The following is a 23,073-nucleotide window of genomic DNA, read 5'->3' on the forward strand; positions in this document are numbered from 1 at the left end:
CCCCTCCCGTGGCCCCTCGGCCTTTCCGGTCCGGCAGACTCCATGACCGCTGACCGTGCCATCACTGTAGAACTCGGCACTGACACGAGAATCGGATCGACAGCAGTCTCCAGGAATCTTCATCTGTTGAGATTCGATTCTTCTTCGTTTTCCAGATGAGCCCGCCGGAGAGCTGCGAAGAAGCCACAGCGCTGCGGTTCGGGCCGACGCGCACCGGTAGGGTGAGGTCATGACCGACGGGAGCACTGACAGCAGCAGAACTGACAGCATCGGCACTGCCCGCGAGCGGCCCACTCGCGATTCCTATGACGCGATCGCGGAGGCGTATACGGACTGGGTCGCCGACGAACTCACCGCCAAACCTCATGATCGGGCCGTGCTCGGAGCGTTCTCCGAACTCGTGCTCGCCACCGGGTCGGCCGAGGTCCTCGACATCGGCTGCGGCCCCGGGCGCATCACCTCGTTCCTCGCCGCCCTCGGGCTGACCCCGAGCGGTCTCGACCTCTCCCCCGCGATGATCGAGCTCGCCCAGGGCCTCTACCCGAACCTCGACTTCGACCTCGGAACGATGTCCGCCCTCCCCCATGCGGACGCATCCTTCGGCGGTCTTGTGGCGTGGTACTCGATCATCCATGTCCCCGATGACGGACTCCCCGTCGTCTTCGCCGAGGCGGCACGTGTCCTCCGCCCGGGCGGATGGTTCCAGCTCGCCTTCCAGCTCGGCGACCGAGTGGACCATCATTCGGATCTGGCCGGGACCGCGATCGACCTCGACTTCCACCGGCGCTCGATCGAACAGGTGGCCTCCGCCCTCGAACCGCACGGCCTCCTCCCGGTCACCCGACTCGAACGCGAGCCGGATCGCCGCGGCCGATATCCCGAGGCTAGCCGACAGGGCTATCTCCTCGTGCGTAAGACCAGCCGGTGACGGTGGGCTCGTCCCCGTCGCCCGGGCCGCCAGCGCCGGCGACGACCGCGGCGACAGGAGATCACGGCGAGGGGTGAGAAGATGAGAGGGCTATGAACATCGACATCGTCTTCCACACCCCCGAGATCCCCGGCAACACCGGCAACGCCATTCGGCTCGCCGCGGTCACGGGGGCTCACCTCCACCTCGTCGAACCGCTCGGTTTCGACCTCTCCGATGCGAAGCTGCGCAGAGCCGGACTCGACTACCATGACCTCGCCCATGTCACGGTCCACGAGTCGCTGGCGGCCCTGTGGGACCACCTCGGAGACCGTCGGGTGATCGCCTTCAGCACGCATACGACAGGTTCCTTCGCCGAGGTGGACTACCGCGACGGGGACGTCCTCCTGTTCGGTCGGGAATCGACCGGTCTGCCCGACTCGGTCATCGAGGACGAACACGTCGACATGTCGGTGCGCATCCCCATGCTGCCGGCCCGCCGCTCGCTCAATCTCGCGAACTCGGCATCGATCGCCATCTACGAGGCCTGGCGGCAGCAGGGATACGCAGGGACCTGAACCCGCGTAGACTTCTTCGCGACAGCTTTACGAAAGGACCGCTATGACCGCCAAAGTGCTCACCGTTGCCGGCTCCGACGTCTCGGGAGGCGCGGGGCTGGAAGCCGATCTCAAGATGTTCGAGGAGTACGGTGCCTTCGGCACCGCCGTCGTCACCTGCATCGTCACCTTCGACCCGAATGATCGCTTCGCCCACGTCGTCGAGTTCATCGACCCCGAAGTCGTCAATCGTCAGCTCGAATCGACGCTGGCCGTGCACACCTTCGACACAATCAAGTCCGGCATGCTCGGATCCGTCGACTCCGCGCTGGTCCTCGCCGAGGAGCTGCGGACCAACGAGCTGCCCTATGTCTTCGATCCGGTGCTCGTGTGCAAGGGCGTGGGCACCATGGTCGATCTCAAGGACCTCTTCGTCGACAATCTCGTGCCCTTGGCCACCGTCATCACCCCGAACCTCGAAGAGGCCGCCACGCTGGCCGATCTCGATCCCATCGATTCCGTCGAGGGCATGATCGAAGCCGCGAGGATCATCCACGCCCAGGGCGCGGAGAACGTCGTCGTCAAGGGCGGTGCCCGCCTGGCCGGTGAGGACGCCGTCGACATCCTCTTCGACGGTGAGACCGTCACGACGCTGCGTTCGCGCAAGGTCAACGACAAGCTCGTCAACGGGGCAGGATGCTCGTTCGCGTCCTCGATCGCGGCGGGAATCGCCACGGGCCTGAACATCCGTGAGGCTGTGATCGCTGCGAAGGAGAAGGTCGCCCACGGAATCGCCAATTGCCTCGACAACGCCACCGGAGTCGCCTCGCTGCTTCACCCGGCGGCTCGCACACAGCCCTCGTCCGAGGTCTCGGTCACCGTCGACTGAGATCCTCCGACGTCCCCGCGGGGACGTCCGAGAAACAGACTGCCCCGCACACCGGATGGTGTGCGGGGCAGTTCGCGCAGTGCTGAGAGCGTCCGAAGGAACGCTTTCCTCTCGGCCGGAGCCGATGCGGACTCAGCGCTTGCCGAAGCTCTTGTAGCGGTCCTTGAACTTCTCCACGCGGCCGGCGGAGTCGAGGATGCGCTGCTTGCCGGTGTAGAACGGGTGCGAAGCGCTCGAGATCTCAACGTCGATCACGGGGTAGGTGTTGCCGTCTTCCCACTCGATCGTCTTGTCGCTCTTGGCGGTGGAGCGGGTGAGGAACTTGGTTCCGGAAGCGAGATCGTTGAACACGATCGGTCCGTATTCCGGGTGGATGTCCTTCTTCATTTTCTTACCTCTGCTGAATCCTCTCAGGCGCCTGGTATGGGTCGGCCCATCCGCCAGTGCCCGAATTCGTCTGCTGGACACGCCCCGCACCGTAGGAACCGGACACGAAGCGACAGTCAAGTCTAACCGATGGGAGGGGACAAAGCGATTCGACGCTCATCTCCTACACTGTGGCCATGACCACGAAGGAACGCATCTCCACCCAGTTCACTCTCCACCCGGCGGCAGCGGCCTCGGAACTCCTGGCCGCTGCGACCGCCGAGGCGCTGCCGACGATCACCGGCGACGTCGAGGTCTTCGCCATCGATCCCGAGATCGCCGACACCGCCGCCCTGCTCGACGCCACCGATCTGAGTCCCGCCACCTCGGCGAACTGCGTCCTCGTGGCCGGTTCCCGGGCCGGTGAGGAGCGCATCGCGGCGTGCATGGTGCTCGCGAACACCCGCGCCGATGTCAACAGACGGGTCAAGAAGCTCCTCGACGTCCGCAAGGCCTCGTTCCTCCCGCTCGAGCGGGCGGTCGCCGAATCCGGGATGGAGTACGGCGGCATCGGTCCGATCGGACTGCCCGGCAGCTATCGGGTGCTCATCGACTCCCGCGTCGCCGAGGCGAAGGAGCTCATCATCGGATCCGGGATCCGCGGTTCGAAGCTGCTGCTGTCCGGTGCAGCACTCGCGTCCCTGCCCGGCGCGGAGGTCGTCGACGGTCTGGCCAACGAGATCGTCTGAGTCCCGAGGCACCGAGAGCGATCGACCGATCCGCTCAGATCAGGCCCGCCCGGTCGATGACGAAGGCGATGAGCGGTGCGTAGAGGTTCGGCACCACGTCGTCGTCCAGGGGGACGGTGACCTCGATCTGGCCCTGTGCTTCCGCGACGAACAGGGCCGGGTCGTTGCAGTCCGCATATCCGATGGTGCGCAGTCCTCTGCTCGCAGCCGCGCCGGCCCACCCGTGGTCGGCGACGACGAGATCCGGGGCCGATCCGCCGCGCGCGGCGATATCGTCGAGGAGGGCATGCATCGGTTCGGCCAGGTGCGTGTGCGGGCTGCCTCCGTGGAGGTGCCAGGTCCACACATCGTCGATCTGGCGGACGTCGCCGCCGACCTCGGGCACGGGGATGAGGTGGTCGCAGGTGTCGACAACGGCGCCTGCGGACTTCGCGGCTGCTGCGATCGCCATGTGGACGGGAAGCAGTCCTGCCGGATGGCCGGTGGCGAAGAGGATCCGACCGCCGTCCCGACTCACCCGACCGACCGCCTCGGCGAGCTTCTCCAGCGCCGTGATGCACCGGTCGGTGGAGATCGTGTCGACGCCTTCGACGAATTCGGGGTCGGGACGCAGTCCGGCGCGGTCGACCATGAGCGCGAACACGGCGTCATAGTCCCATTCGCGGGTCAGCTCGACGCCGAAGTCGAACTGCCGTTCCTGGTGGAGGAAGCGGTGGATGTGGGAGAGGTTGTTCTCTCGCGGGGTCGCGACCTCTCCGGTGATGCGTCCGGCTTCAAGGGCTCGGGCAAGGGTGCTTCTGTCCACTGGAATCCTCTCTGTTGCGGCGGTTCGTCTCGTCGTGCGCATTCCCGGTGCCTATCGGACCCGAGACGAGGTCAGTCCTTCTGCAGCGCGAAGCAGGCCACCGCCGAGGCGGCAGCGACGTTGAGGGAGTCGACTCCCCCGCTCATGGGAATCATCACGGTCGAATCGCAGGCTCGAATCGTCGACCTGCGCAGGCCCTCGCCCTCGGTTCCGAAGACGACTGCGGTGCGTTCGGGTGCGGTCGCCGCGAAATCCCGCAGCGCTACGGAGTCATCGTCCAGAGCCAGGGCGGCCACGTGGAAGCCGCTTTCCTGCAGCGTGCGGATGTCGGCCGGCCAAGATTCGATCCGAGCCCAGGGAACCTGGAACACCGTGCCCATGGAGACTCTGATCGAACGTCGGTAGAGCGGGTCGGCGCAGCGCGGGGTGACGAGGACGGCGTCGACGCCGAAGGCCGCTGCCGAACGGAAGATCGCGCCCACGTTCGTGTGGTCGACGATGTCCTCGATGACGACGATGCGTCGGGCTGTCTCCACCAACGAAGCGGGATCGGGAAGCTGCGGCCGGTGCATGGCTGCCAGCGCTCCTCGGTGCAGGTGGAAGCCGGTGAGCGATTCGACCGCCGAGTCCGTGCCGATGTGGATCGGGACATCGTTGCCGGCGATGACGTCGGCGAGGTCGAACAGCCACTTCGGACTGGTCAGGTAGGACCGCGGCACCATTCCGGCGGCATGGGCCCGGCGGATGATCTTCGAGGATTCGGCGATGAACAGTCCCTCGGCGGGTTCGCGTACGCTGCGCAGCCCGACGTCGGTCAGCTGCGTGTAATCGGAGAGTTCGGATGCGCTCGTGCGGCCGGCTGCCGCTGCTTCGCCGGTCAGCGCATCCTCATCGAAGAACCGCAGCCGTTCGGCGGCGATCCCGAGTTCGCCCGCCCGGTCGATGACCTGCTGCCGGGTCAGCGGCGCCTTGGCCGGTGTGTTCACAGCGTGAGGATCCTCCAGATCGCGACGATGCCGAGGACGACGATGACCGAGCGCAGCAGCACCGGCGAGAACCTCCGGCCGATCCGGGCTCCGAAGTAGCCGCCGATGAGGGAGCCGACCGCGATGCAGACCACTGCGACCCAGTTGATCCGGTCGTGGCCGACGATGATGTAGGTGCTCGCCGAGACCGTGTTGACGACGAGGACGAGGACGTTCTTCAGGCCGTTCAGCCGCTGCAGATCGTCGGGCAGCAGAAGACCGAGCAGGGCGATGAGGATGATGCCCTGGGCTGCAGCGAAGTAGCCGCCGTAGATCGCGGTGAGGAAGACGACGAGCAGGACGGCCAGGTACCGGCCGGTCGACAGGCGGTCGCCGACGGAGGCCGTGGTGTGCTCGATGCCGGCCCTGTGGGCTCGCCGCAGGGAACGTTCTTTGAGATACCGCGACAGGTAGGGCTGGCCGACGACCATGACCAGGGCCACGACGAGGAGGACCGGCACGATCGTCTCGAAGGCGTCCTCGGGCAGGTGCAGCAGCAGGTACGCGCCGGTCAGGGATCCCAGCAGGGAGGCCGGGACGAACCCGAGGATCCGCTTCCACTGGCCGCGCAGCTCCTCACGGTAACCGAACGACGAAGCGATGTTGCCCGGGATGAGGCCCACCGCGTTGCTCATCGTCGACACGACGGGCGCGACCCCGAAGGCCACGAGCGCAGGGAAGGTGATGAGTGTGCCCGATCCGACGACGGCGTTGATGCCGCCGGCGGCGATGCCGGCGAGGACGATCAGCGCGATCTGCCACGGTTCGAGGCTGAGACTCTGCCACAGCTCCATGCTCAGCGCGCGGAACGAGCGTGGTAGCGCTGACCGTCGCGGGTGAGCTTGACGTCGACGCCGAAGGTTGCGGCGAGATTGTCCGCGGTGAGCGTCTCCTCGATCGGACCGGCAGCCAGATCCGTGCCCTCCGAGAGCAGAAGCACATGTGTGATCCCCGCCGGGATCTCTTCGACGTGGTGGGTGACCATGATGGTCGCCGGTGCCCATTTCGAGGACAGGATCTCCGACAGAGCGCCCAGCAGCTCCTCACGGCCGCCGAGGTCGAGGCCCGAGGCCGGCTCGTCGAGCAGCAGCAGCTCCGGGTCGGTCATGAGCGCGCGGGCGATCTGGACTCGTTTGCGTTCGCCCTCGGACAGAGTGCCGAAGGTGCGCTCGGCAAGATGTGTGATGTTGAACGCGGACAGCAGGTCGTGCGCACGGTCGATGTCGTCCTGCTCGTACTCCTCGACCCACCGTCCTGTGACTCCGTAGGCGGCGGTGAGCACGGTGTCCAGCACCGCCTCGGAGTTCGGAATGCGGCTGGCCAGCGCAGTCGATGCGTAGCCGATGCGCGGACGCAGTTCGAACACATCGACACGCCCCAGACGCTCTTCGAGAATGCCGACCGTGCCCGTCGTCGGGTGCATGCGTCCGGCGGCGAGCTCGAGCAGGGTGGTCTTGCCCGCACCATTGGGTCCGAGCACCGCCCAGTGCTCGCCCTCGGCGACGGTCAGCGAGAAATCTTCGAGGAGGAAATCGGCCCCCCGGCGCACGGACACGGAATCCAAAGTCAGGACATCACTCATATCCTCAGACTCTATCGCAGGCGGGCGGTCTATTCTGGTTCGACATGGACCAGACGACCGACTCACTTCTGCTGACCCTGGCGATCAACCACCGCCTGCGCTCGACCCTCGCCCCTGACGAGGTCAGTGCCGCGTTCCTCGACGACGACCGTGATGTTCCTCTCATCGTCTCCGACGAGGTGTTCGCCACCGCCTCTCCGACCGGCCTGCTGATGTTCGCAGCCGCCGCGGCCGCTGCCGGGATCACCCACGCCCGCCTCGCGCTGCACCACCCCTCACTGCCGCACACCACTCCCCCGGTCGACCGGGCCGCGCGCACGAAAGTCGGTCGGCACAGCGCCCCGGTCGTCCTCCATCGCGGATCCGAGCAGGCTGCAGTCGCGCTCATCGGCGCCGAGGCGAACGTCGAGATCATCGCCTGCCGGCCGACTCTCTACCGTCCGGTCACCGTGGGCACCTCCGCCGAGGCCCTGCGCCGGCTGCGGCTGCTCGTGATGGAGGGACTCGGTCTCATCGAATCCCTCGAGGTGCCGGAGGAATGGCGGCAAGGACCGTGGCGGGATTGGCAGGAGGAGCTGTCGACGTCACATCCGATCTCTCGCCTCATCCCCACCGAGGCCGATTCCCGAGCGATCTACGCCGCACTCGACATCCACCACCGGATGCGCACCGTGCTCGCCCCGGCGACCGTCTCCCCGCCGCAGTTCGGCGCCCTGCTGTCTCAGCTGCACCCCGCCGCCGCGGACTACATCATGGCAGTGGCTACGATGAAGGGGTGAATGAGACTTCGACCGCCCAGATTCCCGTCCAGCTGCTTGTCATGGACGTCGACTCGACGTTCATCAATGAGGAGGTCATCGACCTCATCGCCGCCCACGCCGGCCTCGGAGACCAGGTCGCCGCCATCACCGAGCGCGCGATGGCCGGTCAGCTCGACTTCGCAGCGTCCCTGGCCGAACGGGTGGCGCTGCTGGCGGGGCTGCCGGAGACCGTGCTCGACGATGTGCGATCGCAGATCACCCTCACCCCGGGGGCAGCCGAGCTCGTCGCTGCGGTGCAGACAGGCGGAGGGCAGGTGGCGCTCGTCTCCGGAGGCTTCGCCCCGATCATCGCTCCCGTGGCCGCACGGCTGGGCATCACCGACGTCTTCGCCAATCATCTCGAGGTCGAGAACGGGACTCTCACCGGGCGCACGGCCGGACGGGTCATCGACCCGAGCGCGAAGGCGGAGATCTTCGCGGACCTCGTGACCGCGGGCGGCTATGCGCGGGAGGCGACCGTGGCCGTTGGCGACGGAGCCAATGACATCGGCATGATCCGCGCGGCCGGGCTCGGGGTCGCATTCTGCGCGAAACCCGCCCTCGTCGAAGCCGCCGATGCCTCGGTGACCACCCGGGATCTGCGCAAGGTGCTCGACCTCATCGCCGTCCGCGAAGACGCCCGGTCCACGGCCGGCGCATGATTCCGTGAACCGCATCGGAGACGACCGCGGCCCTCGGAAGCGACCGGAGACGACTGAGGCCCTCCGAACCGTTCGGTTCGGAGGGCCTCACTCATCGGGCAGCACACCTCGCGGGAGTGCGCAGCTCAGACTCCGTGGAAGACCCGGATCTGCGGTGCCGGATACTCCCCGGGCTCCAGGTCCCAGCTCTCGAGGTCGAAGACCGCGATCGAGGAGGGACGGAACGCGGCCGGAACCCCGCCGGCCGGATTGAGATGGCCGATCACCTCGGAGACGGCCGGCTGGTGGCCGACGATATAGGCACACTGCGAGTCCGCCGGGATCGAATTGATCGCATCCAGCCAGTCGTCGATCGCTCCGGCGTAGAGCGAGGCGTCCTCGCGCAGCGCGAGGCTGCCCGGATCGTCGAGGGACCCGCCGTGGGCCCGGTTGACCGCTTCGACGACGGCCTGCCCGGTCTGGACCGTCCGGCGGGCCGCCGATGCGATGGCGACATCGGGCGGCCACCGTTCGGCGATCTCGGCGCCGGCTTCGACGGCCTGGGCCAGACCTTTGGAATCCAAGGACCGTTCGAAGTCGGTGGGACCTTCCGCCTCCGCCTTGGCGTGGCGGGCGAGGATGAGCACAGGCATGGGAGTCTCAGGCTCCGGTGGAGTGGAAGCCGCCGTCGACGTGGACCATTTCGCCGGTGGTGGCGGGGAACCAGTCCGAGAGCAGGGCGACGATCGCCTTGCCGGCGGGAGTGGTGTCCGTCTGGTCCCAGCCCAGCGGCGCCCGGTCGCCCCACATGTCCTCGAGGGTGCCGAAGCCGGGGATCGAGGTGGCTGCGGTCGTCTTGAGCGGACCGGCCGAGACGAGGTTGACGCGCACACCGTCTTCGCCGACATACTTGGCGAGGTAGCGGGCGGTGGACTCGAAGGCGGCCTTGGCCACACCCATCCAGTCGTAGACGGGCCAGGAGATCGTCGCATCGAAGGTCAGGCCGACGATTCCGGCGCCCTTGTTGAGCACGGGCTTGGCGGCCACGGCGATCGCCTTGAGCGAGTAGGCGGAGACGTGGATCGCGCCGGAGACCGACTCCCACGGGGTGTCGAGGAAGACGCCGCCGAGAGCGTCCTTCGGGGCGAAGGCGATCGCGTGGACGATGCCGTCGATATTGCCCTCGAGGCGTTCGTGCAGGGCCGCGAGATCCTCTTCGTTCGTGGCGTCGAGCTCGATGACCTTCGGAGTCTGCGGCAAACGCTCGGCGATCACCTGAGTGATCTTCATCTGACGGCCGAAGCTCGAGAGGATGACCTCGGCTCCCTGCTCCTGTGCGATGCGGGCGGCGGCGAAGGCGATCGATGCCTCTGTGAGCACGCCGGTGACGAGAATGCGCTTTCCGTCGAGGATTCCCATGGTGGTCCTTTCTTCAGGGATGGTGATCTGTCGGCGCCGCGGAAGGCGGCGTCTCTGGGGTGAAGTCTACGGGCAATGGACAGCCTCGGCCGCATCGCAGGAGATTTCGGCCGGTGCCGATCGGACTGGTGGGTCCGGCCTCAGTGGCCCATGCCCAGGCCGCCGTCGACGGGGAGGACGGCGCCGGAGATGTATGCGGCTTCGTCGGAGGCCACCCAGCGGACGACCTTGGCGACCTCCTCGGCCTCGGCGAAGCGCTTGGCCGGGATCGTGGAAAGGTACTCCGAGCGCTGCTTCTCGCTGAGCTCGTCGGTCATATCGGTGCGGATGAAGCCCGGGGCCACGACATTGGCGGTGATCCCGCGGGAACCGAGCTCCCGCGTGATCGAGCGGGCGAGGCCGACGAGACCGGCCTTCGACGCCGAGTAGTTCGCCTGTCCCGGCACGCCGTAGAGCCCCGACACCGAGGAGATGAGGACGATGCGGCCCCGCTTGGCACGGATCATTCCGGTGATGGCACGTTTGACGGTCCGGAACGCTCCCGTGAGGTTCGTGTCGACCACGGATTCGAATTCGTCGTCGTTCATCCGCATGAGCAGATTGTCGGCGGTGATGCCGGCGTTGGCCACGACCACCTCGACGGGTCCGAGCTTCTCCTCGATCTCGGAGAAGGCCCGATCGATGGATTCGGTGTCGGTGACATCGGCGGCGACGGCCAGAGCGCCCTCAGGGGCCTGCCCGTTGCGGGAGGTGACGGCCACCCTGTCTCCCTGCGCGAGGAACTCCTCGGCGATGGTGCGGCCGATGCCGCGGTTGCCGCCGGTGACGAGGACGGTGCGTGGTTCTGACACTGATGACTCCTGTTGATCGACTGTGTGTGCAAATCTATCGTGGACAAACCTATCCTGTCCCCCGGTCAATGGATATGACTCTCACAAAGGACGAGTATCATGTTTGGCAGTCATCGATCGAAGAAGGATATGGTCAGGCACTCGCAGCAGATCACAACGGCAGACACCGCCCTTGATGATGATATGAGGTCTCGGATCATCAAGTATTCGATCACCATGGGCATCAGGACGGTCTGCTTCGTCGCCGCCTATGTCACTTTCAGGGCCGATCTGCATGTGCTCATGTGGATCTGCGTCGCCGGAGCCGTGGTGCTGCCCTATCCGGCCGTGATCTTCGCCAATGCCGGTCGTGAACGCACGCGCGACGACCAGACTGCGCTGATCGACGAGGCTCCGCTGGCGGAGCTGCCGCCGGCCCGCGGCGAGACTGTCCAAGGGGACACGATCTCCGGAGAAGCCGTCGATGCGACGGAGACCGACGACGGCACGAAGGATGACGGCGGCACGGAAGACGACGACAGGAACAGGGGTGAAGGCACGTGAGCGAGGAGCTTCAGTGTTCGGCCAAGGGATGCCGGGCGCCCGCGACCCGGGCGATCCTGTGGAACAACCCCCGCCTGCACACTCCTGAACGCAAGAAGACCTGGCTGGCCTGCGATGAACATCTCGAGCATCTGAGCAGCTTCCTGACCCTCCGCGATTTCTACATCGGTGACGTATCCATCGACGACATTCCGGAGGACGCCGGTTGAGTCGCTATTCCTTCCTCCTCAGCGCACGCTGGCTCAAGTACATCGCCATGGCGATCGTCGTCGTCATCGCCTGCGTGTTCCTCGCCCTGTGGCAGAAGGACCGCAGGGAACAGCGGGAGCAGGAGATCGACACGATCACCGCGAACTACTCAGCCGACCCCGTCGCCATCGACACGGTGCTCTCGAGCACCGATTCCACCCTCGCCACCACCGATGAGTGGACGCAGGTGTCGCTGACCGGGCAGTTCTCCGATGCGGACACGGTGCTCGCCCGCAACCGCACCGTGAACGACAGACCGGGATTCTACGTGGTGACCCCCTTCGAGCTGAAGGATGGGTCGACGATCGCCGTGGTCAGGGGCTTCACTGCCGAAGAGGACTCGGTTCCCCCGGCTCCCCGCGGGGAGCAGACCGTGATCGCACACCTGCGACCGGCCCAGGACGGTTCCGAGGATGACAATCCCCGGGGAATGATCAAGGCCATCGACCCGGCCCGCATCCCCGGCATGGAGGACTCCTATTCCCACGTGTATGCGGAGACCTCGGCCGAATCGGGCGACGGCCCCGCGGAGGAGGGGCTGACCGCCTTGCCGATGCCGGATCTCGATCCGGGCAACCATCTGTCCTATATGCTCCAGTGGTTCGCCTTCGGGATCATGATCATCATCGCCGTCACGATCTCGGCCCGCCGGGAACGCAAGGCCGCCGCCGAGGCGGGCGCGCGCGGAGGCAGCGACAACGAATTCGTCGTCATCGACAAAGCTGCGCTCGACGCCGGGGCGAAAGTCAGTCAGCCGGGCAGCCGCTACGGTCGAAACCGCTTCAGCTCCCCCGGTGTCCACGGGCAGGCCGAGGCCGAGGAGGACGCCATGCTCGAGGAGCGCTTCCGGTCGAAATGAGCCGGCCCGCCGCGTCTCAGGCCAGGGTGACCAGATCGAGGTAGCTGTCGTTCCACAGATCCTCATCTCCGTCGGGCAGAAGCAGCACCCGATCCGGGTCGAGGGCGGACACAGCCCCCTCGTCGTGGGTGACGAGCACGATCGCGCCCTCGTAGCGGCGGATCGCTGAGAGGATCTCCTCACGAGAGGCAGGATCGAGGTTGTTCGTCGGCTCGTCGAGCAGCAGCACATTTGCGCTCGAGACCACAAGAGTGGCCAGCGCCAGACGCGTCTTCTCTCCGCCGGAGAGCACTCCAGCGGGTTTGTGCACATCGTCGCCGCTGAAGAGGAACGAACCGAGCACATTGCGCACTGCGGTGTCGTCGAGATGCGGGGAGCTGCGGGTCATGTTCTCCAGCACCGTGCGCTCGAGGTCGAGGGTCTCGTGCTCCTGCGCATAGTAGCCGAGCTTGAGCCCGTGACCGGGCACGACCTTCCCCGAATCCGGTTCGTCGAGGTCTGCCAGAAGACGCAGCAGCGTCGTCTTTCCGGCACCGTTGTAGCCGAGCACGACGACACGCGTGCCCTTGTCGACGGCGAGATCGACGCCGGTGAACACCTCGGTCGATCCGAAGCTGCGGGACAGTCCCTCGGCTGTCAGCGGAACGCGCCCGCAGTCAGCGGGGGCAGGGAATCTGAGGTTCGCGACCTTCTCGGTGGTGCGTTCGTCCTCGAGGCCGGCCAGCAGCCGTTCGGCGCGTTTGGCCATCTGCTGGGCGGCAACGGTCTTCGTCGCCTTCGCCATCATCTTGTCGGCCTGGGCATTGAGTGCCGCGGCCTTCTTCTCCGCGTTCGCCCGCTCCCGACGGCGGCGCCTCTCATCGTCCTCACGCTGTTTGAGATAGAGCCGGTAGCCCATCGAGTAGATGTCGATGGTCTGCCTCGTGGCGTCGAGGAAGAATACCTTGTTGACCACCTCGTCGATGAGGTCGAGGTCGTGGCTGATGATGACCAGCCCTCCCGAATAGGTCTTGAGGTGGTCGCGCAGCCACAGCACGGACTCGGCGTCGAGGTGGTTCGTCGGCTCATCGAGGATCATTGTGTCCGGAGCCGAGAACAGGATCCGGGCGAGTTCGACTCGGCGTCGCTGACCTCCTGAGAGCGTTCCGATCTCCTGGTTGATCAGCGCTTCGTCGAGACCGAGGTTCGCCGCGATCGCGAAGGCCTCGGATTCGGCCGCGTAGCCGCCGGCGGCGATGAACTCTGCTTCGATGCGCGGGTAGCGGTCGATGGCCTTCGTCGCCACCTTCTCATCCGGCGAGGCCATCTGCCGTTCGGCCTTGCGCAGGCGTTTGACGAGCACGTCGAGTTCGCGGGCCGAAAGGATGCGTTCGAGTCCGGTGGCCTCGAGGTCTCCGCTGCGGGGGTCCTGCGGCAGGTAGCCGACGGTTCCGGAGACCGAAACGGAGCCGGCGGCGGACGGATGTCTGCCCATGATGACCTTGGTCAGGGTGGTCTTGCCTGCACCGTTGCGGCCGACGAGACCGACACGGTCTCCCTTGTCCACGCGGAAGGACACCTCGGACATGAGGGTGCGGGCGCCGACGGCGACTTCGAGGCCGGAGGCCTGAATCATTCTGTCTCCAAACTGCGGCCGATGAGTTCGGCCAGGAATTCTTGGGGGTGGATGCCGCGGGCCTTCGCCCGTGCGACGAGTTCGTCTGCGACGGCTGCGGATACGCGACAGGAGATGACGGTCGTGGTCTCCCCCGCCGGGGCGGATGCCGTTGTCGACACCGGCGCTGGGTCCTCCGTGGACATCGTGTCCGTGGCGGGCGCCGACCGTGACGTCGGTGCCCCCGCGGGGACATATCCGGGACCTTCGGGGACCTCCGTGCCCTTCTGATAAGCCGTGGCTGCGGCCCTGGCACGTTCGTCGGCCGCCTCGTTCATCGCGTGGTTGCTGTGCCCCTTGACCCACTCGAATTCGACCTCGCGGCCTGTGAGCGCGGAGTCTAGGAGTTCGAGAAGGTCCCGATTGAGCACCTCTTTCCCGTCGGCCTTCTTCCAGCCCTTCCGCTTCCAGCCGGGCATCCATTTGGTCAGGGCGTTGATCACGTACTGCGAGTCGCAGAAGACCTTGAGGTCCTCACCGCTGTCCGCGGTCGACTGCAGCAGGTCGAGAACGGCCATGAGCTCGCCGCGGTTGTTCGTCGCGTTCTTCCAGCCGCCGGCGTGCCAGCAGCCCTCGTCGATGTACCAGGCCCACCCGGCCGGGCCCGGGTTTCCGAGCGCGGAGCCGTCCGCGGCAGCGATGATCGTCAATGGTTCTCCTTGGAAAGTCGGATTCCATTCTTTCACGTCCATCGCCCTGACCGCCGCTCCGGGGCGGTGATGTCTGCGACCCCGACCGTCCGGGACACGATCTGGCCGACTGCTCACGGTCGCACGACGCACGCCGAGGCGGGGACCCGGATCGGGTGCCCCGCCTCGGCGACGGTGTCGGTGTTGGCCCTGGTGGGACGTCTCGCTTGCGACTCTCGCAGCGGACTGCTCAGATGTTGAAGCCGAGCGCCCGCATCTGTTCGCGGCCGTCCTCGGTGATCTTCTCCGGGCCCCATGGCGGCATCCAGACCCAGTTGATGCGGTAGGCGGGCACGATCCCCTCGAGGGACTGTGCCGTCTGGTCCTCGATGACGTCAGTCAGCGGGCAGGCCGCCGAGGTCAGCGTCATCTCGATCACGGCGGTGCCGTCGTCCTCGACCGAGATTCCGTAGACGAGACCGAGATCGACGATGTTGACACCGAGCTCGGGATCGACGACGTCCATCATCGCTTCGCGCACTTCGTCGACGCTCGCATTCTGCGGTGCGTCTATGACTTCAGGCATGGTGTTTCTCCTCACGAGCTGCTTGTGCTTGGTTGAGTGCGTCCTTGAACGCCATCCAGGACAGGAGAGCGCATTTGATCCTGGCCGGGAACTTCGACACCCCCGTGAACGCCGCGGCGTCCCCGAGAATGCCCTCATCCGCCTCCATTGTCCCACGAGAATGCATGAGTTCGTGGAAAGCCGATTCGATCTGCAGCATCTCAGCGACCGAGTTCTCCGCGGCCAGCTCGGAGAGCACCGAGGCCGAGGCCATCGAGATCGAACAGCCGTCGCCTGTCCAGCGTACGGCGAGATGATCGTCATCGAGCAGCTCGGTCTCGAGTTCGATCTCATCACCGCAGGTGGGATTCACCTGATGCGAACTGCCGTGCGGTGCCTGGGCGGAGTCGCGGAGCAGATCGGTGTTGCCGATCCGTGCTCGCGACTGGTCGAGGATGACCTGTTGGTAGAGCTGCTCCATCGGTGTGCTCATCGCTGCACTCCCTCTCTCACTGGACCCGAAAGAAGGGACGGACCTCTGCCAGTGCGGTCAGGAACCGCTGACAGTCCTCGGCGTTGTTGTACAGGTAGGTGCTCGCCCGGGTCGAGGCGGTGACTCCGAATCTGCGGTGCAGCGGCTGGGCGCAGTGGTGGCCGACGCGCACGGCGACCCCCTGCCCGTCGAGGTACTGTCCGACGTCGTGGGCATGGACGCCGTCGACGTCGAAGGCCACGGTCCCGATCCGGTTCTCCGCCGTTCCGAGCACCCGGATGCCGGGGATCTCGGCGATGCCGTCGAGCAGGATGCCGGCGAGCTCGCGCTCGTGGTCGAAGATCTGCTCGAGCCCCACCTCGGCGAGATAGCCGATAGCGGTGGCGAAGGCCGCGACCTCGGCCACCGGCTGCGTGCCGGCTTCGAAGCGCTGCGGGGCCGGCATGAACTGCGCTCCCTCCATGGTCACCGTGGTGATCATCGACCCTCCGGTGAGCACCGGAGGCAGCGCGTCGAGCAGTTCGGTCCGGCCCCACAGCACACCCAGGCCCGTGGGACCGAGCGCTTTGTGAGCGGAGAACGCGGCGAAGTCGACGTCGAGGTCGGTGAAGTCCACCGGCATATGCGGCACGGACTGGCAGGCGTCGAGGACGACGTATGCCCCGACCTCGCGGGCTCGGGCCACGAGCCGCTCGACGGGATTGATGGTGCCGAGCACGTTCGACACATGCGTGAAGGCCAGCACCTTCGTCGAGTCGTCGACGATGGTCTCGAGGCTGCTCAGGTCGAGCTCACCGGTCTCGGTGACCGGCAGCCAACGCAGCTGCGCACCGGTGGATGCCGCCAGCTGCTGCCAGGGCACGAGGTTCGCGTGATGCTCCATCTCGGTGACCACGATCGAGTCCTCGGGACCCAGGACGAAGCGTTCGGCCGCCTGTCCCCCGAACCCCCGGCTGGCCCGATCGATGCCCATGGCGACGATGTTGAGAGCCTCCGTGGCGTTCTTCGTCCAGCACACCTGTTCGGGGGCGCCTCCGACGAGCTCCGCGACGGCGATGCGCCCGTTCTCGAAGGCTTCGGTGGCATCGACTGCCAGAGAATGTGCGCCCCGATGGACGGCCGCATTGCGCTGCTGGAAGTACTCGATGAATGTGTCGATGACACACTGCGGCTTCTGCGAAGTCGCGCCGGAGTCGAGATACGACAGCGGCGACTGCCCGACCCTCGCATCGAGGATCGGGAAGTCGCCCCTCAGACGTGCGAACATCAGACGCCGGCAGCGAAGAAGCGATCGTAGCCTTCGTTCTCGAGACGTTCGGCCAGTTCCGGTCCGCCTTCCTCGGCCACCTTGCCGTTGATGATCACGTGGACGTGATCGGGCGTGATGTAGTTGAGGATGCGGGTGTAGTGGGTGATGAGCATGACGCCGACATCGGTGACGCCCTTGACGCGGTTGACGCCTTCGGACACGATCCGCAGGGCATCGACGTCAAGGCCGGAGTCGGTCTCGTCGAGGACGGCGAACTTCGGCTTGAGCATCTCGAGCTGGAGGATCTCGTGGCGCTTCTTCTCGCCGCCGGAGAAGCCTTCGTTGACATTGCGGCTGGCGAATGCGGGATCCACGCGCAGGTTCTCCATGGCCTGCTTGAGGTCCTTCGTCCAGTTGCGCAGCTTCGGTGCCTCTCCGTCGATCGCGGTCTTGGCCGAACGGAGGAAGTTCGTCACGGTCACGCCGGGAACCTCGACGGGGTACTGCATGGCCAGGAACAGGCCGGCCTTGGCGCGCTCGTCGACGGACATGTCGAGCACGTCCTCACCGTCGAGGGTGACCGACCCGGAGGTCACCTCGTACTTCGGGTGACCGGCCAGCGCGTAGGCCAGAGTCGACTTGCCGGAGCCGTTGGGGCCCATGATCGCATGGGTCTCGTTCGAGCTGATCTCGAGGTTGATGCCGTTGAGGATCGGCTTGAGGCCGGTCTCGGTGGTGACACCGACGTGCAGGTCTTCGATCTTGAGAGTGGACATATTCATCCTTTTTCTTCGTTCGGGAGGTCAGTTGAGAATGGTGTTCGGGTCGACGAGGATGCGGCCGGCGATCTCCTTGCAGTCGTAGACCGCAACGGGCTCGAAGGCCGGCGGGTTCACCGGCTTGCCCGAGTTGAGGTCGAACTGCGATCCATGCAGCCAGCACTCGATCGTGCAGTCTTCGACATCGCCTTCGGCCAGCGACACCTCACCATGGGTGCACAGGTCGTCGATCGCATGGATCGTGCCATCGGAGTCGCGGGCGATGCAGATCTCGAACTCGCCGACTTCGATGCGCATGGTTCCGCCGGGGCCCACCTCATCGGTGGCGGCCACGTCGATCATGGTCACAGAACGCTCCGGGACAGTTCGTCCTCGATGCGCTCGTTGAGCACATCCTCGATCTCGGGCACCTGGATCTTCTGGATCACCTCGTTGAAGAACCCGCGCACCACGAGCTGACGGGCGACCTCTTCGGGAATGCCGCGGCTCATGAGATAGAACAGGTGCTCCTCGTCGAAGCGTCCCGTCGAGGAGGCATGCCCGGCGCCTTCGATGTCGCCGGTCTCGATCTCGAGGTTCGGCACCGAGTCCGCCCGCGCCCCGTCGGTGAGGATGAGGTTGCGGTTGAGTTCGTAGGTGTCGATGCCCAGAGCCTCGGGACGGATGAGCACATCGCCGATCCAGACGCTGCGTGCGTCCTTGCCCTGCAGAGCGCCCTTGTAGTGGACGTTCGAAGTCGCCTTCGCAGAGTTGTGGTCGATGTAGGTCCGGTGCTCGAGGTGCTGACCGGCATCGGCGAAGTAGAGACCGAGCAGTTCGGCCTCTCCGCCGGGCGCCGAATAGCGCACATTCGTGTTCAGACGCACGATGTCACCGCCGAGGGTGATGTGGATGTGCTTGAACTTCGCATCCTTGCCCACGATCGCGTCGTGCTGGCCCATGTGCTGGGAACCGTCGTCCCACAGCTGCAGGGACACGAAGGTGACATCCGCGCCGTCGCCGACGACGAGGGAGACGAGCTCCGAATAGCGGCTCAGTCCCTCATGCTCGACGACGATGGTCGCCTTCGCGTTGGCCCCGACGGAGACGACGATGTGGCCATGGGTGATCTGGTCGCCCTGACCATCGGCATGGATGATCGCGGCCTTCTCCAGCTCCGTGTTCGCCGGCACCGAGTAGTGGGTGACGACGGGGGCGCGCTTGGCGGCCACGACCGAGGGCCGGTCCTCCGGCTCGAGGATGCCGAGCTCCTGAGCGGCCTCGAGGGAGATCTCCTCGACCGAGAGCCCTGTGGGCAGATCGGAGTCGATCTTCAGTCGTGCATCGGTGTCCTCATCGGCGAAGAAGTCGCTGATCTTGCGCACCGGCGAGAAGCGCCATTCCTCTTCGCGTCCGGTCGGAACGGGGAAGTCGGCAGGATCGAAGCTGCGGGTGCGGTCGTCGCGCTTGGACAGCGGAACGTGGACGTCCCCGCCGTGCGAATGCTCCGAGACTCCGAGTGGGTTGGTGGTATCTGTCACGTGAAAACTCCTTGTCAGGCAGGTCGGTGGTGGGCGGAGAGGATCAGCCCACTGCACCTTCCATCTGCAGTTCGATGAGGCGGTTGAGTTCGAGCGCGTACTCCATCGGCAGCTCACGCGCGATCGGCTCGACGAAGCCGCGCACGATCATCGCCATCGCCTCGGTCTCCTCCATACCGCGGGACATGAGGTAGAACAGCTGGTCCTCACTGACCTTCGATACGGTCGCCTCGTGACCGAGAGTGACATCGTCTTCACGGATGTCGATGTAGGGGTATGTGTCCGAGCGGGAGATGTTGTCGACGAGCAGAGCATCGCAGAGGACGTTGTTCGACGAGCCCTCGGCTCCCGGATGCACGTGCACGAGACCGCGGTATCCGGCGCGGCCGCCGCTGCGGGCGACGGACTTCGACACGATCGACGAATGCGTGTTCGGTGCGGCGTGGACCATCTTCGCACCGGTGTCCTGGTGCTGTCCCTCGCCCGCGAAGGCCACGGCCAGGGTCTCACCGCGAGCGTGCTCGCCGGTCATCCACACGCCGGGGTACTTCATGGTCACCTTCGAGCCGATGTTGCCATCGACCCACTCCATCTGTGCGCCCTCCTCGGCGATGGCCCGCTGGGTGACGAGGTTGTAGACGTTGTTCGACCAGTTCTGGATCGTCGTGTAGCGGACGTGGGCGTCCTTCTTCACGATGATCTCGACGACGGCCGAGTGCAGGGAGTCGGTGTTGTAGATCGGAGCGGTGCAGCCCTCGACGTAGTGCACATGGGAGCCTTCGTCGGCGATGATGAGCGTGCGCTCGAACTGGCCCATGTTCTCCGTGTTGATGCGGAAGTAGGCCTGCAGCGGGATCTCGACATGAACGCCCTTGGGCACATAGATGAAGGATCCGCCGGACCACACAGCGGTGTTGAGCGCAGCGAACTTGTTGTCACCGGCCGGGATGACCGAACCGAAGTACTCTTCGAACAGCTCGGGGTGCTCACGCAGACCGGTATCCGTGTCGAGGAAGATGACGCCCTGCGACTCGAGTTCCTCGTTGATCTTGTGGTAGACGACCTCGGACTCGTACTGGGCGGCGACGCCGGCGACGAGGCGCTGCTTCTCGGCCTCGGGGATGCCCAGACGGTCATAGGTGTTGCGGATGTCCTCGGGCAGATCTTCCCATGTCTGGGCCTGGCCCTCGGTCGAGCGCACGAAGTACTTGATGTCGTCGAAGGGCAGCGTCGACAGATCCGCGCCCCAGCTGGGCAGCGGCTTCTTGTCGTAGAGGCGCAGAGCCTTGAGCCGACGCTTGAGCATCCACTCCGGTTCGTCCTTGAGCTTCGAGATGTTGCGGACGACGTCCTCGTTCAGGCCGCGCTCGGCGGTCAGCCCCTTGTCGTCTTCGTCACGCCAACCGTATGCGTACTGCCCGAGGTCTTTGAGCTCGGGATTCGCATCGATGATCCGATTGCCTGTGTCAGTCATCGTGAACCTCCTTGAGGTCGATCATTGCTGTGGATGAGTGGTCTGGTCAGTTCCGATGTCGGAATGTGGGTGGTGCACACATGGTCTCCCTGTGCCAGCGAGGACAGCCGTCTGACGTCCACGCGGAGGTAGTCGGAGAACATCGCGAGCTCTGCTTCGCAGATCTCCGGGAACTCCGCGGCCACGGCCTGGATCGGACAGTGCCCCTGACACAGCTGCATCGCTTCGAGAGGGGTCCCGGCCGCGACAGGTGTCGCCGAGGCGGCGTACCCTTCCCGTGTCAGAGCGGTCGCCAGCGCTCGGGAACGCGATGCCACGGTGGTTCCACCGCGCTTGTCGAGTTCGGGTCCGAGTCGATCCCGCAGACGAGCCACGAGGTCCTCGGTGAATCCCTCGACCGCTGACTTGCCGTGCCGGTCCTCCATGTAGCGGAGGATGTTCACGGCCAGCTCGTCATAGGAATGGCTGACCGAGTCGTGTCCGGCCGCCGTGACCACATAGTGTCTGGCCGGTCGTCCTCTGCCCGCCTGCTTGCCGGCGAGCTCTCGAACCTCGATGAGGCCCTCGGTCTCCAGCGCATCCAGGTGACGACGGATCGCCGCCGGGGTCAGGTCGAGGGCTTTGGCCAATGACGAAGCGGTGATCGGACCTTCGTCGAGCACCGACTGGAAGACCTTCTGCCGGGTTCGGCGATCCTCCGTGTCGTTTGCAGCCATAATCCACCTCCTTGACTAACACAACACTATTGTTGCGTAATTTGTTTCGTAAAACTAGGTGAGCCTAACCACCGGTGCTTTCGACGCGTCGTAGAATGGATGGGTGTCATCTTCGGCCCTGACCATTCGCGGTCTCCAGTACTCCTACGGCGCCCACCGCGTCGTCGACGGAATCGACCTCACCGCGCGCTCCGGCTCCGTCCTCGGCGTCCTCGGGCCCAATGGAGCCGGCAAGTCCACGACGATCTCCCTGGCTGTGGGCACGCGCCGCCCCGACGCCGGCACGGTCGAGATCTTCGGACACGATCCGGTCCGCGAGCATGCCACGACCTCACAGCTGGCCGGTGTGATGCTTCAGGACGGCGGGCTGCCGATGAGCGCGAAGCCTCTCCAGGTGTTGCGGCACCTCTCCTCGCTCTACGAGGATCCTCTGCCGATAGCAGAGCTGGCCGAACCGCTGGGCCTCCACGAATTCTCCGGCCGCACCATGCGCCGGCTCTCCGGCGGTCAGAAGCAGCGGGTGGCCCTCGCCGCCGCACTCATCGGCCGGCCGCGCCTGGTCTTCCTCGACGAGCCGAGCGCGGGCCTCGACCCGCAGGCGCGGGAGGTCGTCCACACGTTCGTCCGCGACCTCGCCGATCGCGGAGTCGCGGTCGTCCTCACCACCCATGACCTCGCCGAGGCCGAAGAGCTCTCCGATGAGGTCGTCGTCATCGACCGCGGCCGCATCATCGCCCAGGGCGCCCCCGAGGAGCTGCGCAACGCCTCGGCGGATTCCCGCACCCTCGACATCAGGCTCGACCGACCGGCCCCGCCGGAACTGGTCTCGCGGATCAACGACATCGCCCCCGCCTCGGCGCGCGGATCGGCCGTCGTCGTCGAGGAGGCACCGAACACGGCCCAGATCGCGGCCGTGTGTGCCGCGATCGCCGAGGCGGGACTGCAGATCACGGACATGGACATGCACGCGCAGTCCCTGGCCGGGGTGTTCTTCGAACTGACCGGGAGGCCGCTGCGATGAGAATGCGGCGAATCGCCTCCCAGACGAAGTTCGAGACCGTCTCCGTGCTCCGCAACGGCGAGCAGCTCCTGCTCTCCCTCGTCTTCCCCCTCGGCCTGCTGGTCTTCCTCGCGAAGACTCCGCTGCTGGCGGGTCTCGACATCATCGACTCCACGACCGATCCGCTGATCATCGCCGTACCGGGAGCGCTCAGCCTGAGTCTGGCCTCGAGCGCCTTCACCGGGCAGGCGATCGCCACCGCCTTCGACCGCCGCTACGGGGTGCTGCGGCAGCTGGCCACGACCCCGTTGGGCACGAACGGGCTCATCCTCGGCAAGCTCGGGGCCGTCATCATGGTCGTGCTCATCCAGTTCGCACTGGTCTTCGCCGTGGCCTTCGGGCTCGGCTTCCGCGGTCCGATCGATGTCCTCGGACTCGTCCTCGCCACCGTATTGGGCACCGCGTCCCTGCTCTCGCTCGGACTGCTCATGGCCGGAACGGTCCGCGCCGAGGCGACCCTGGCGGCGACGAACCTCATCTGGGTTCTCATGGCCGGAGTCGGTGGTCTCGTCGTCGCACATCCGGGAGAATGGGGAACGGTCGTGGGCTATCTGCCGTCCGGAGCGCTCGGCGACGTCATGCGCGCCGCCATCGGAGACGGCGGAATCGATATCAAGGCAGTCATCGTCCTCCTCGTATGGGGGCTGGTGGGAACGCTTGCAGCGCGCAGGTGGTTCCGTTTCGAATGAGGA

Annotated in this window: 29 protein-coding genes; 11 read left to right on the forward strand and 18 right to left on the reverse strand. The window is 65.9% G+C overall.

The annotated features are described in order from the left end of the window. Positions 1-229 precede the first annotated feature (229 nt). From IHE57_RS11335 to IHE57_RS11345, 3 genes are all read left to right on the forward strand, one after another. Positions 230-928, forward strand: coding sequence for a class I SAM-dependent methyltransferase (locus tag IHE57_RS11335; protein ID WP_209373082.1), 699 nt, complete (start codon positions 230-232; stop codon positions 926-928). A 92-nt stretch (positions 929-1,020) separates the two neighbouring features. Further along, positions 1,021-1,485: a tRNA (cytidine(34)-2'-O)-methyltransferase gene (locus IHE57_RS11340; protein ID WP_209324887.1), complete on the forward strand. Its 465-nt coding sequence runs from the start codon at positions 1,021-1,023 to the stop codon at positions 1,483-1,485. 43 nt (positions 1,486-1,528) lie between these two features. Beyond that, positions 1,529-2,353 (forward strand): PfkB family carbohydrate kinase, encoded by an 825-nt coding sequence (locus IHE57_RS11345; RefSeq protein ID WP_209373084.1) that lies wholly within the window; start codon positions 1,529-1,531, stop codon positions 2,351-2,353. Between the two features lie 132 nt (positions 2,354-2,485). On the opposite strand, the gene IHE57_RS11350 is transcribed toward IHE57_RS11345, so the two are convergent. After that, positions 2,486-2,740: a type B 50S ribosomal protein L31 gene (locus tag IHE57_RS11350; protein ID WP_209324885.1), complete on the reverse strand. Its 255-nt coding sequence runs from the start codon at positions 2,738-2,740 to the stop codon at positions 2,486-2,488. Between the two features lie 176 nt (positions 2,741-2,916). Here IHE57_RS11350 and IHE57_RS11355 point away from each other — a divergent pair, with 176 nt between their 5' ends. Then, a complete protein-coding gene (locus tag IHE57_RS11355) occupies positions 2,917-3,468 on the forward strand; it encodes a YbaK/EbsC family protein (RefSeq protein WP_209373086.1) in 552 nt (183 codons plus the stop codon). A 34-nt stretch (positions 3,469-3,502) separates the two neighbouring features. On the opposite strand, the gene IHE57_RS11360 is transcribed toward IHE57_RS11355, so the two are convergent. The 4 genes from IHE57_RS11360 to IHE57_RS11375 all read right to left on the reverse strand — a co-directional run bounded on the left by IHE57_RS11360 (position 3,503) and on the right by IHE57_RS11375 (position 6,880). Next, on the reverse strand, positions 3,503-4,273 hold the full coding sequence (locus tag IHE57_RS11360; RefSeq protein ID WP_343071854.1) for a phosphatase: 771 nt from the start codon (positions 4,271-4,273) through the stop codon (positions 3,503-3,505). Between the two features lie 71 nt (positions 4,274-4,344). Next, positions 4,345-5,259: a TrmH family RNA methyltransferase gene (locus IHE57_RS11365; protein ID WP_209373088.1), complete on the reverse strand. Its 915-nt coding sequence runs from the start codon at positions 5,257-5,259 to the stop codon at positions 4,345-4,347. After that, the gene (locus IHE57_RS11370) at positions 5,256-6,092 is read right to left on the reverse strand and encodes a sulfite exporter TauE/SafE family protein (protein ID WP_209324881.1); all 837 of its coding nucleotides are present in this window, start codon (positions 6,090-6,092) and stop codon (positions 5,256-5,258) included. The genes IHE57_RS11365 and IHE57_RS11370 overlap by 4 nt, the downstream gene beginning before the upstream one ends. Positions 6,093-6,094: 2 nt before the next feature. Next, the gene (locus IHE57_RS11375; RefSeq protein WP_209324880.1) at positions 6,095-6,880 is read right to left on the reverse strand and encodes an ABC transporter ATP-binding protein; all 786 of its coding nucleotides are present in this window, start codon (positions 6,878-6,880) and stop codon (positions 6,095-6,097) included. Positions 6,881-6,924: 44 nt separating this feature from the next. Between IHE57_RS11375 and IHE57_RS11380 the strand changes: the two genes are divergently transcribed. Then, complete coding sequence (locus tag IHE57_RS11380; RefSeq protein WP_209324879.1) at positions 6,925-7,659, forward strand: hypothetical protein; 735 nt, start codon at positions 6,925-6,927, stop codon at positions 7,657-7,659. Then, positions 7,656-8,342: a phosphoserine phosphatase SerB gene (gene serB / locus IHE57_RS11385; protein WP_209373090.1), complete on the forward strand. Its 687-nt coding sequence runs from the start codon at positions 7,656-7,658 to the stop codon at positions 8,340-8,342. Before IHE57_RS11380 ends, serB begins: the two co-directional genes overlap by 4 nt. A 125-nt stretch (positions 8,343-8,467) precedes the next feature. Here the strand turns inward: serB and IHE57_RS11390 are convergent, their stop codons facing one another. The 3 genes from IHE57_RS11390 to IHE57_RS11400 all read right to left on the reverse strand — a co-directional run bounded on the left by IHE57_RS11390 (position 8,468) and on the right by IHE57_RS11400 (position 10,591). Continuing rightward, the gene (locus IHE57_RS11390) at positions 8,468-8,974 is read right to left on the reverse strand and encodes a SixA phosphatase family protein (protein WP_209324877.1); all 507 of its coding nucleotides are present in this window, start codon (positions 8,972-8,974) and stop codon (positions 8,468-8,470) included. A gap of 7 nt (positions 8,975-8,981) precedes the next feature. Further along, positions 8,982-9,740 (reverse strand): enoyl-ACP reductase FabI, encoded by a 759-nt coding sequence (gene fabI, locus IHE57_RS11395; protein WP_209373092.1) that lies wholly within the window; start codon positions 9,738-9,740, stop codon positions 8,982-8,984. A gap of 140 nt (positions 9,741-9,880) precedes the next feature. Further along, entirely contained in the window at positions 9,881-10,591 is a 711-nt protein-coding gene (locus IHE57_RS11400) for a beta-ketoacyl-ACP reductase (protein WP_209324875.1), read from the reverse strand. 129 nt (positions 10,592-10,720) lie between these two features. Between IHE57_RS11400 and IHE57_RS11405 the strand changes: the two genes are divergently transcribed. Genes IHE57_RS11405 through IHE57_RS11415 form a run of 3 tightly spaced genes read left to right on the forward strand, consistent with a single transcriptional unit; the run spans position 10,721 to position 12,242 of the window. Continuing rightward, positions 10,721-11,134 carry a DUF3099 domain-containing protein gene (locus IHE57_RS11405; protein ID WP_209324937.1) on the forward strand — a complete coding sequence of 138 codons (414 nt, stop codon included), beginning with the start codon at positions 10,721-10,723 and terminating at the stop codon, positions 11,132-11,134. Then, positions 11,131-11,343: a hypothetical protein gene (locus IHE57_RS11410; RefSeq protein ID WP_209324874.1), complete on the forward strand. Its 213-nt coding sequence runs from the start codon at positions 11,131-11,133 to the stop codon at positions 11,341-11,343. Before IHE57_RS11405 ends, IHE57_RS11410 begins: the two co-directional genes overlap by 4 nt. Then, a complete protein-coding gene (locus tag IHE57_RS11415; protein WP_209324873.1) occupies positions 11,340-12,242 on the forward strand; it encodes an SURF1 family cytochrome oxidase biogenesis protein in 903 nt (300 codons plus the stop codon). Before IHE57_RS11410 ends, IHE57_RS11415 begins: the two co-directional genes overlap by 4 nt. A gap of 16 nt (positions 12,243-12,258) precedes the next feature. On the opposite strand, the gene IHE57_RS11420 is transcribed toward IHE57_RS11415, so the two are convergent. From IHE57_RS11420 to IHE57_RS11465, 10 genes are all read right to left on the reverse strand, one after another. Then, complete coding sequence (locus IHE57_RS11420; RefSeq protein WP_209324872.1) at positions 12,259-13,857, reverse strand: ABC-F family ATP-binding cassette domain-containing protein; 1,599 nt, start codon at positions 13,855-13,857, stop codon at positions 12,259-12,261. Next, on the reverse strand, positions 13,854-14,546 hold the full coding sequence (locus IHE57_RS16840) for a ribonuclease H family protein (protein ID WP_209373094.1): 693 nt from the start codon (positions 14,544-14,546) through the stop codon (positions 13,854-13,856). Before IHE57_RS16840 ends, IHE57_RS11420 begins: the two co-directional genes overlap by 4 nt. Positions 14,547-14,775: 229 nt before the next feature. Next, positions 14,776-15,111: a metal-sulfur cluster assembly factor gene (locus IHE57_RS11430; protein WP_209324870.1), complete on the reverse strand. Its 336-nt coding sequence runs from the start codon at positions 15,109-15,111 to the stop codon at positions 14,776-14,778. Then, entirely contained in the window at positions 15,104-15,583 is a 480-nt protein-coding gene (sufU, locus tag IHE57_RS11435) for a Fe-S cluster assembly sulfur transfer protein SufU (RefSeq protein ID WP_209324869.1), read from the reverse strand. The genes IHE57_RS11430 and sufU overlap by 8 nt, the downstream gene beginning before the upstream one ends. Positions 15,584-15,599: 16 nt before the next feature. After that, positions 15,600-16,850, reverse strand: a complete 1,251-nt coding sequence (locus IHE57_RS11440) for a SufS family cysteine desulfurase (protein ID WP_209373096.1) — start codon at positions 16,848-16,850, stop codon at positions 15,600-15,602. Continuing rightward, positions 16,850-17,608, reverse strand: a complete 759-nt coding sequence (sufC, locus tag IHE57_RS11445) for a Fe-S cluster assembly ATPase SufC (RefSeq protein WP_209324867.1) — start codon at positions 17,606-17,608, stop codon at positions 16,850-16,852. Before sufC ends, IHE57_RS11440 begins: the two co-directional genes overlap by 1 nt. 27 nt (positions 17,609-17,635) lie before the next feature. Further along, a complete protein-coding gene (locus IHE57_RS11450; RefSeq protein WP_209324866.1) occupies positions 17,636-17,959 on the reverse strand; it encodes a non-heme iron oxygenase ferredoxin subunit in 324 nt (107 codons plus the stop codon). After that, complete coding sequence (gene sufD, locus IHE57_RS11455) at positions 17,956-19,131, reverse strand: Fe-S cluster assembly protein SufD (protein WP_209373098.1); 1,176 nt, start codon at positions 19,129-19,131, stop codon at positions 17,956-17,958. The genes IHE57_RS11450 and sufD overlap by 4 nt, the downstream gene beginning before the upstream one ends. A gap of 43 nt (positions 19,132-19,174) precedes the next feature. Then, on the reverse strand, positions 19,175-20,605 hold the full coding sequence (gene sufB, locus IHE57_RS11460; RefSeq protein ID WP_209324864.1) for a Fe-S cluster assembly protein SufB: 1,431 nt from the start codon (positions 20,603-20,605) through the stop codon (positions 19,175-19,177). Further along, positions 20,602-21,321: a helix-turn-helix transcriptional regulator gene (locus IHE57_RS11465; protein WP_209373100.1), complete on the reverse strand. Its 720-nt coding sequence runs from the start codon at positions 21,319-21,321 to the stop codon at positions 20,602-20,604. Before IHE57_RS11465 ends, sufB begins: the two co-directional genes overlap by 4 nt. A gap of 103 nt (positions 21,322-21,424) precedes the next feature. Between IHE57_RS11465 and IHE57_RS11470 the strand changes: the two genes are divergently transcribed. Then, positions 21,425-22,342 (forward strand): ABC transporter ATP-binding protein, encoded by a 918-nt coding sequence (locus IHE57_RS11470; protein ID WP_209373102.1) that lies wholly within the window; start codon positions 21,425-21,427, stop codon positions 22,340-22,342. Next, a complete protein-coding gene (locus IHE57_RS11475; RefSeq protein ID WP_209373103.1) occupies positions 22,339-23,070 on the forward strand; it encodes an ABC transporter permease in 732 nt (243 codons plus the stop codon). Before IHE57_RS11470 ends, IHE57_RS11475 begins: the two co-directional genes overlap by 4 nt. The last annotated feature ends 3 nt before the right edge of the window (positions 23,071-23,073 follow it).

The organism is Brevibacterium renqingii (genome assembly GCF_017808105.1).
GTDB lineage: Bacteria > Actinomycetota > Actinomycetes > Actinomycetales > Brevibacteriaceae > Brevibacterium > Brevibacterium renqingii.

What these genes read in the sequence shown, in the direction of transcription:
- IHE57_RS11335 (WP_209373082.1), top strand. Translation starts at nt 230, where the DNA reads ATGACCGACGGGAGCACTGACAGCAGCAGAACTGACAGCATCGGCACT.
- IHE57_RS11340 (WP_209324887.1), top strand. Translation starts at nt 1,021, where the DNA reads ATGAACATCGACATCGTCTTCCACACCCCCGAGATCCCCGGCAACACC.
- IHE57_RS11345 (WP_209373084.1), top strand. Translation starts at nt 1,529, where the DNA reads ATGACCGCCAAAGTGCTCACCGTTGCCGGCTCCGACGTCTCGGGAGGC.
- IHE57_RS11350 (WP_209324885.1), bottom strand. Translation starts at nt 2,740, where the DNA reads ATGAAGAAGGACATCCACCCGGAATACGGACCGATCGTGTTCAACGAT.
- IHE57_RS11355 (WP_209373086.1), top strand. Translation starts at nt 2,917, where the DNA reads ATGACCACGAAGGAACGCATCTCCACCCAGTTCACTCTCCACCCGGCG.
- IHE57_RS11370 (WP_209324881.1), bottom strand. Translation starts at nt 6,092, where the DNA reads ATGGAGCTGTGGCAGAGTCTCAGCCTCGAACCGTGGCAGATCGCGCTG.
- IHE57_RS11375 (WP_209324880.1), bottom strand. Translation starts at nt 6,880, where the DNA reads ATGAGTGATGTCCTGACTTTGGATTCCGTGTCCGTGCGCCGGGGGGCC.
- IHE57_RS11380 (WP_209324879.1), top strand. Translation starts at nt 6,925, where the DNA reads ATGGACCAGACGACCGACTCACTTCTGCTGACCCTGGCGATCAACCAC.
- IHE57_RS11390 (WP_209324877.1), bottom strand. Translation starts at nt 8,974, where the DNA reads ATGCCTGTGCTCATCCTCGCCCGCCACGCCAAGGCGGAGGCGGAAGGT.
- fabI (WP_209373092.1), bottom strand. Translation starts at nt 9,740, where the DNA reads ATGGGAATCCTCGACGGAAAGCGCATTCTCGTCACCGGCGTGCTCACA.
- IHE57_RS11405 (WP_209324937.1), top strand. Translation starts at nt 10,721, where the DNA reads ATGGTCAGGCACTCGCAGCAGATCACAACGGCAGACACCGCCCTTGAT.
- IHE57_RS11420 (WP_209324872.1), bottom strand. Translation starts at nt 13,857, where the DNA reads ATGATTCAGGCCTCCGGCCTCGAAGTCGCCGTCGGCGCCCGCACCCTC.
- IHE57_RS11430 (WP_209324870.1), bottom strand. Translation starts at nt 15,111, where the DNA reads ATGCCTGAAGTCATAGACGCACCGCAGAATGCGAGCGTCGACGAAGTG.
- sufU (WP_209324869.1), bottom strand. Translation starts at nt 15,583, where the DNA reads ATGAGCACACCGATGGAGCAGCTCTACCAACAGGTCATCCTCGACCAG.
- IHE57_RS11440 (WP_209373096.1), bottom strand. Translation starts at nt 16,850, where the DNA reads ATGTTCGCACGTCTGAGGGGCGACTTCCCGATCCTCGATGCGAGGGTC.
- sufC (WP_209324867.1), bottom strand. Translation starts at nt 17,608, where the DNA reads ATGTCCACTCTCAAGATCGAAGACCTGCACGTCGGTGTCACCACCGAG.
- sufB (WP_209324864.1), bottom strand. Translation starts at nt 20,605, where the DNA reads ATGACTGACACAGGCAATCGGATCATCGATGCGAATCCCGAGCTCAAA.
- IHE57_RS11465 (WP_209373100.1), bottom strand. Translation starts at nt 21,321, where the DNA reads ATGGCTGCAAACGACACGGAGGATCGCCGAACCCGGCAGAAGGTCTTC.
- IHE57_RS11475 (WP_209373103.1), top strand. Translation starts at nt 22,339, where the DNA reads ATGAGAATGCGGCGAATCGCCTCCCAGACGAAGTTCGAGACCGTCTCC.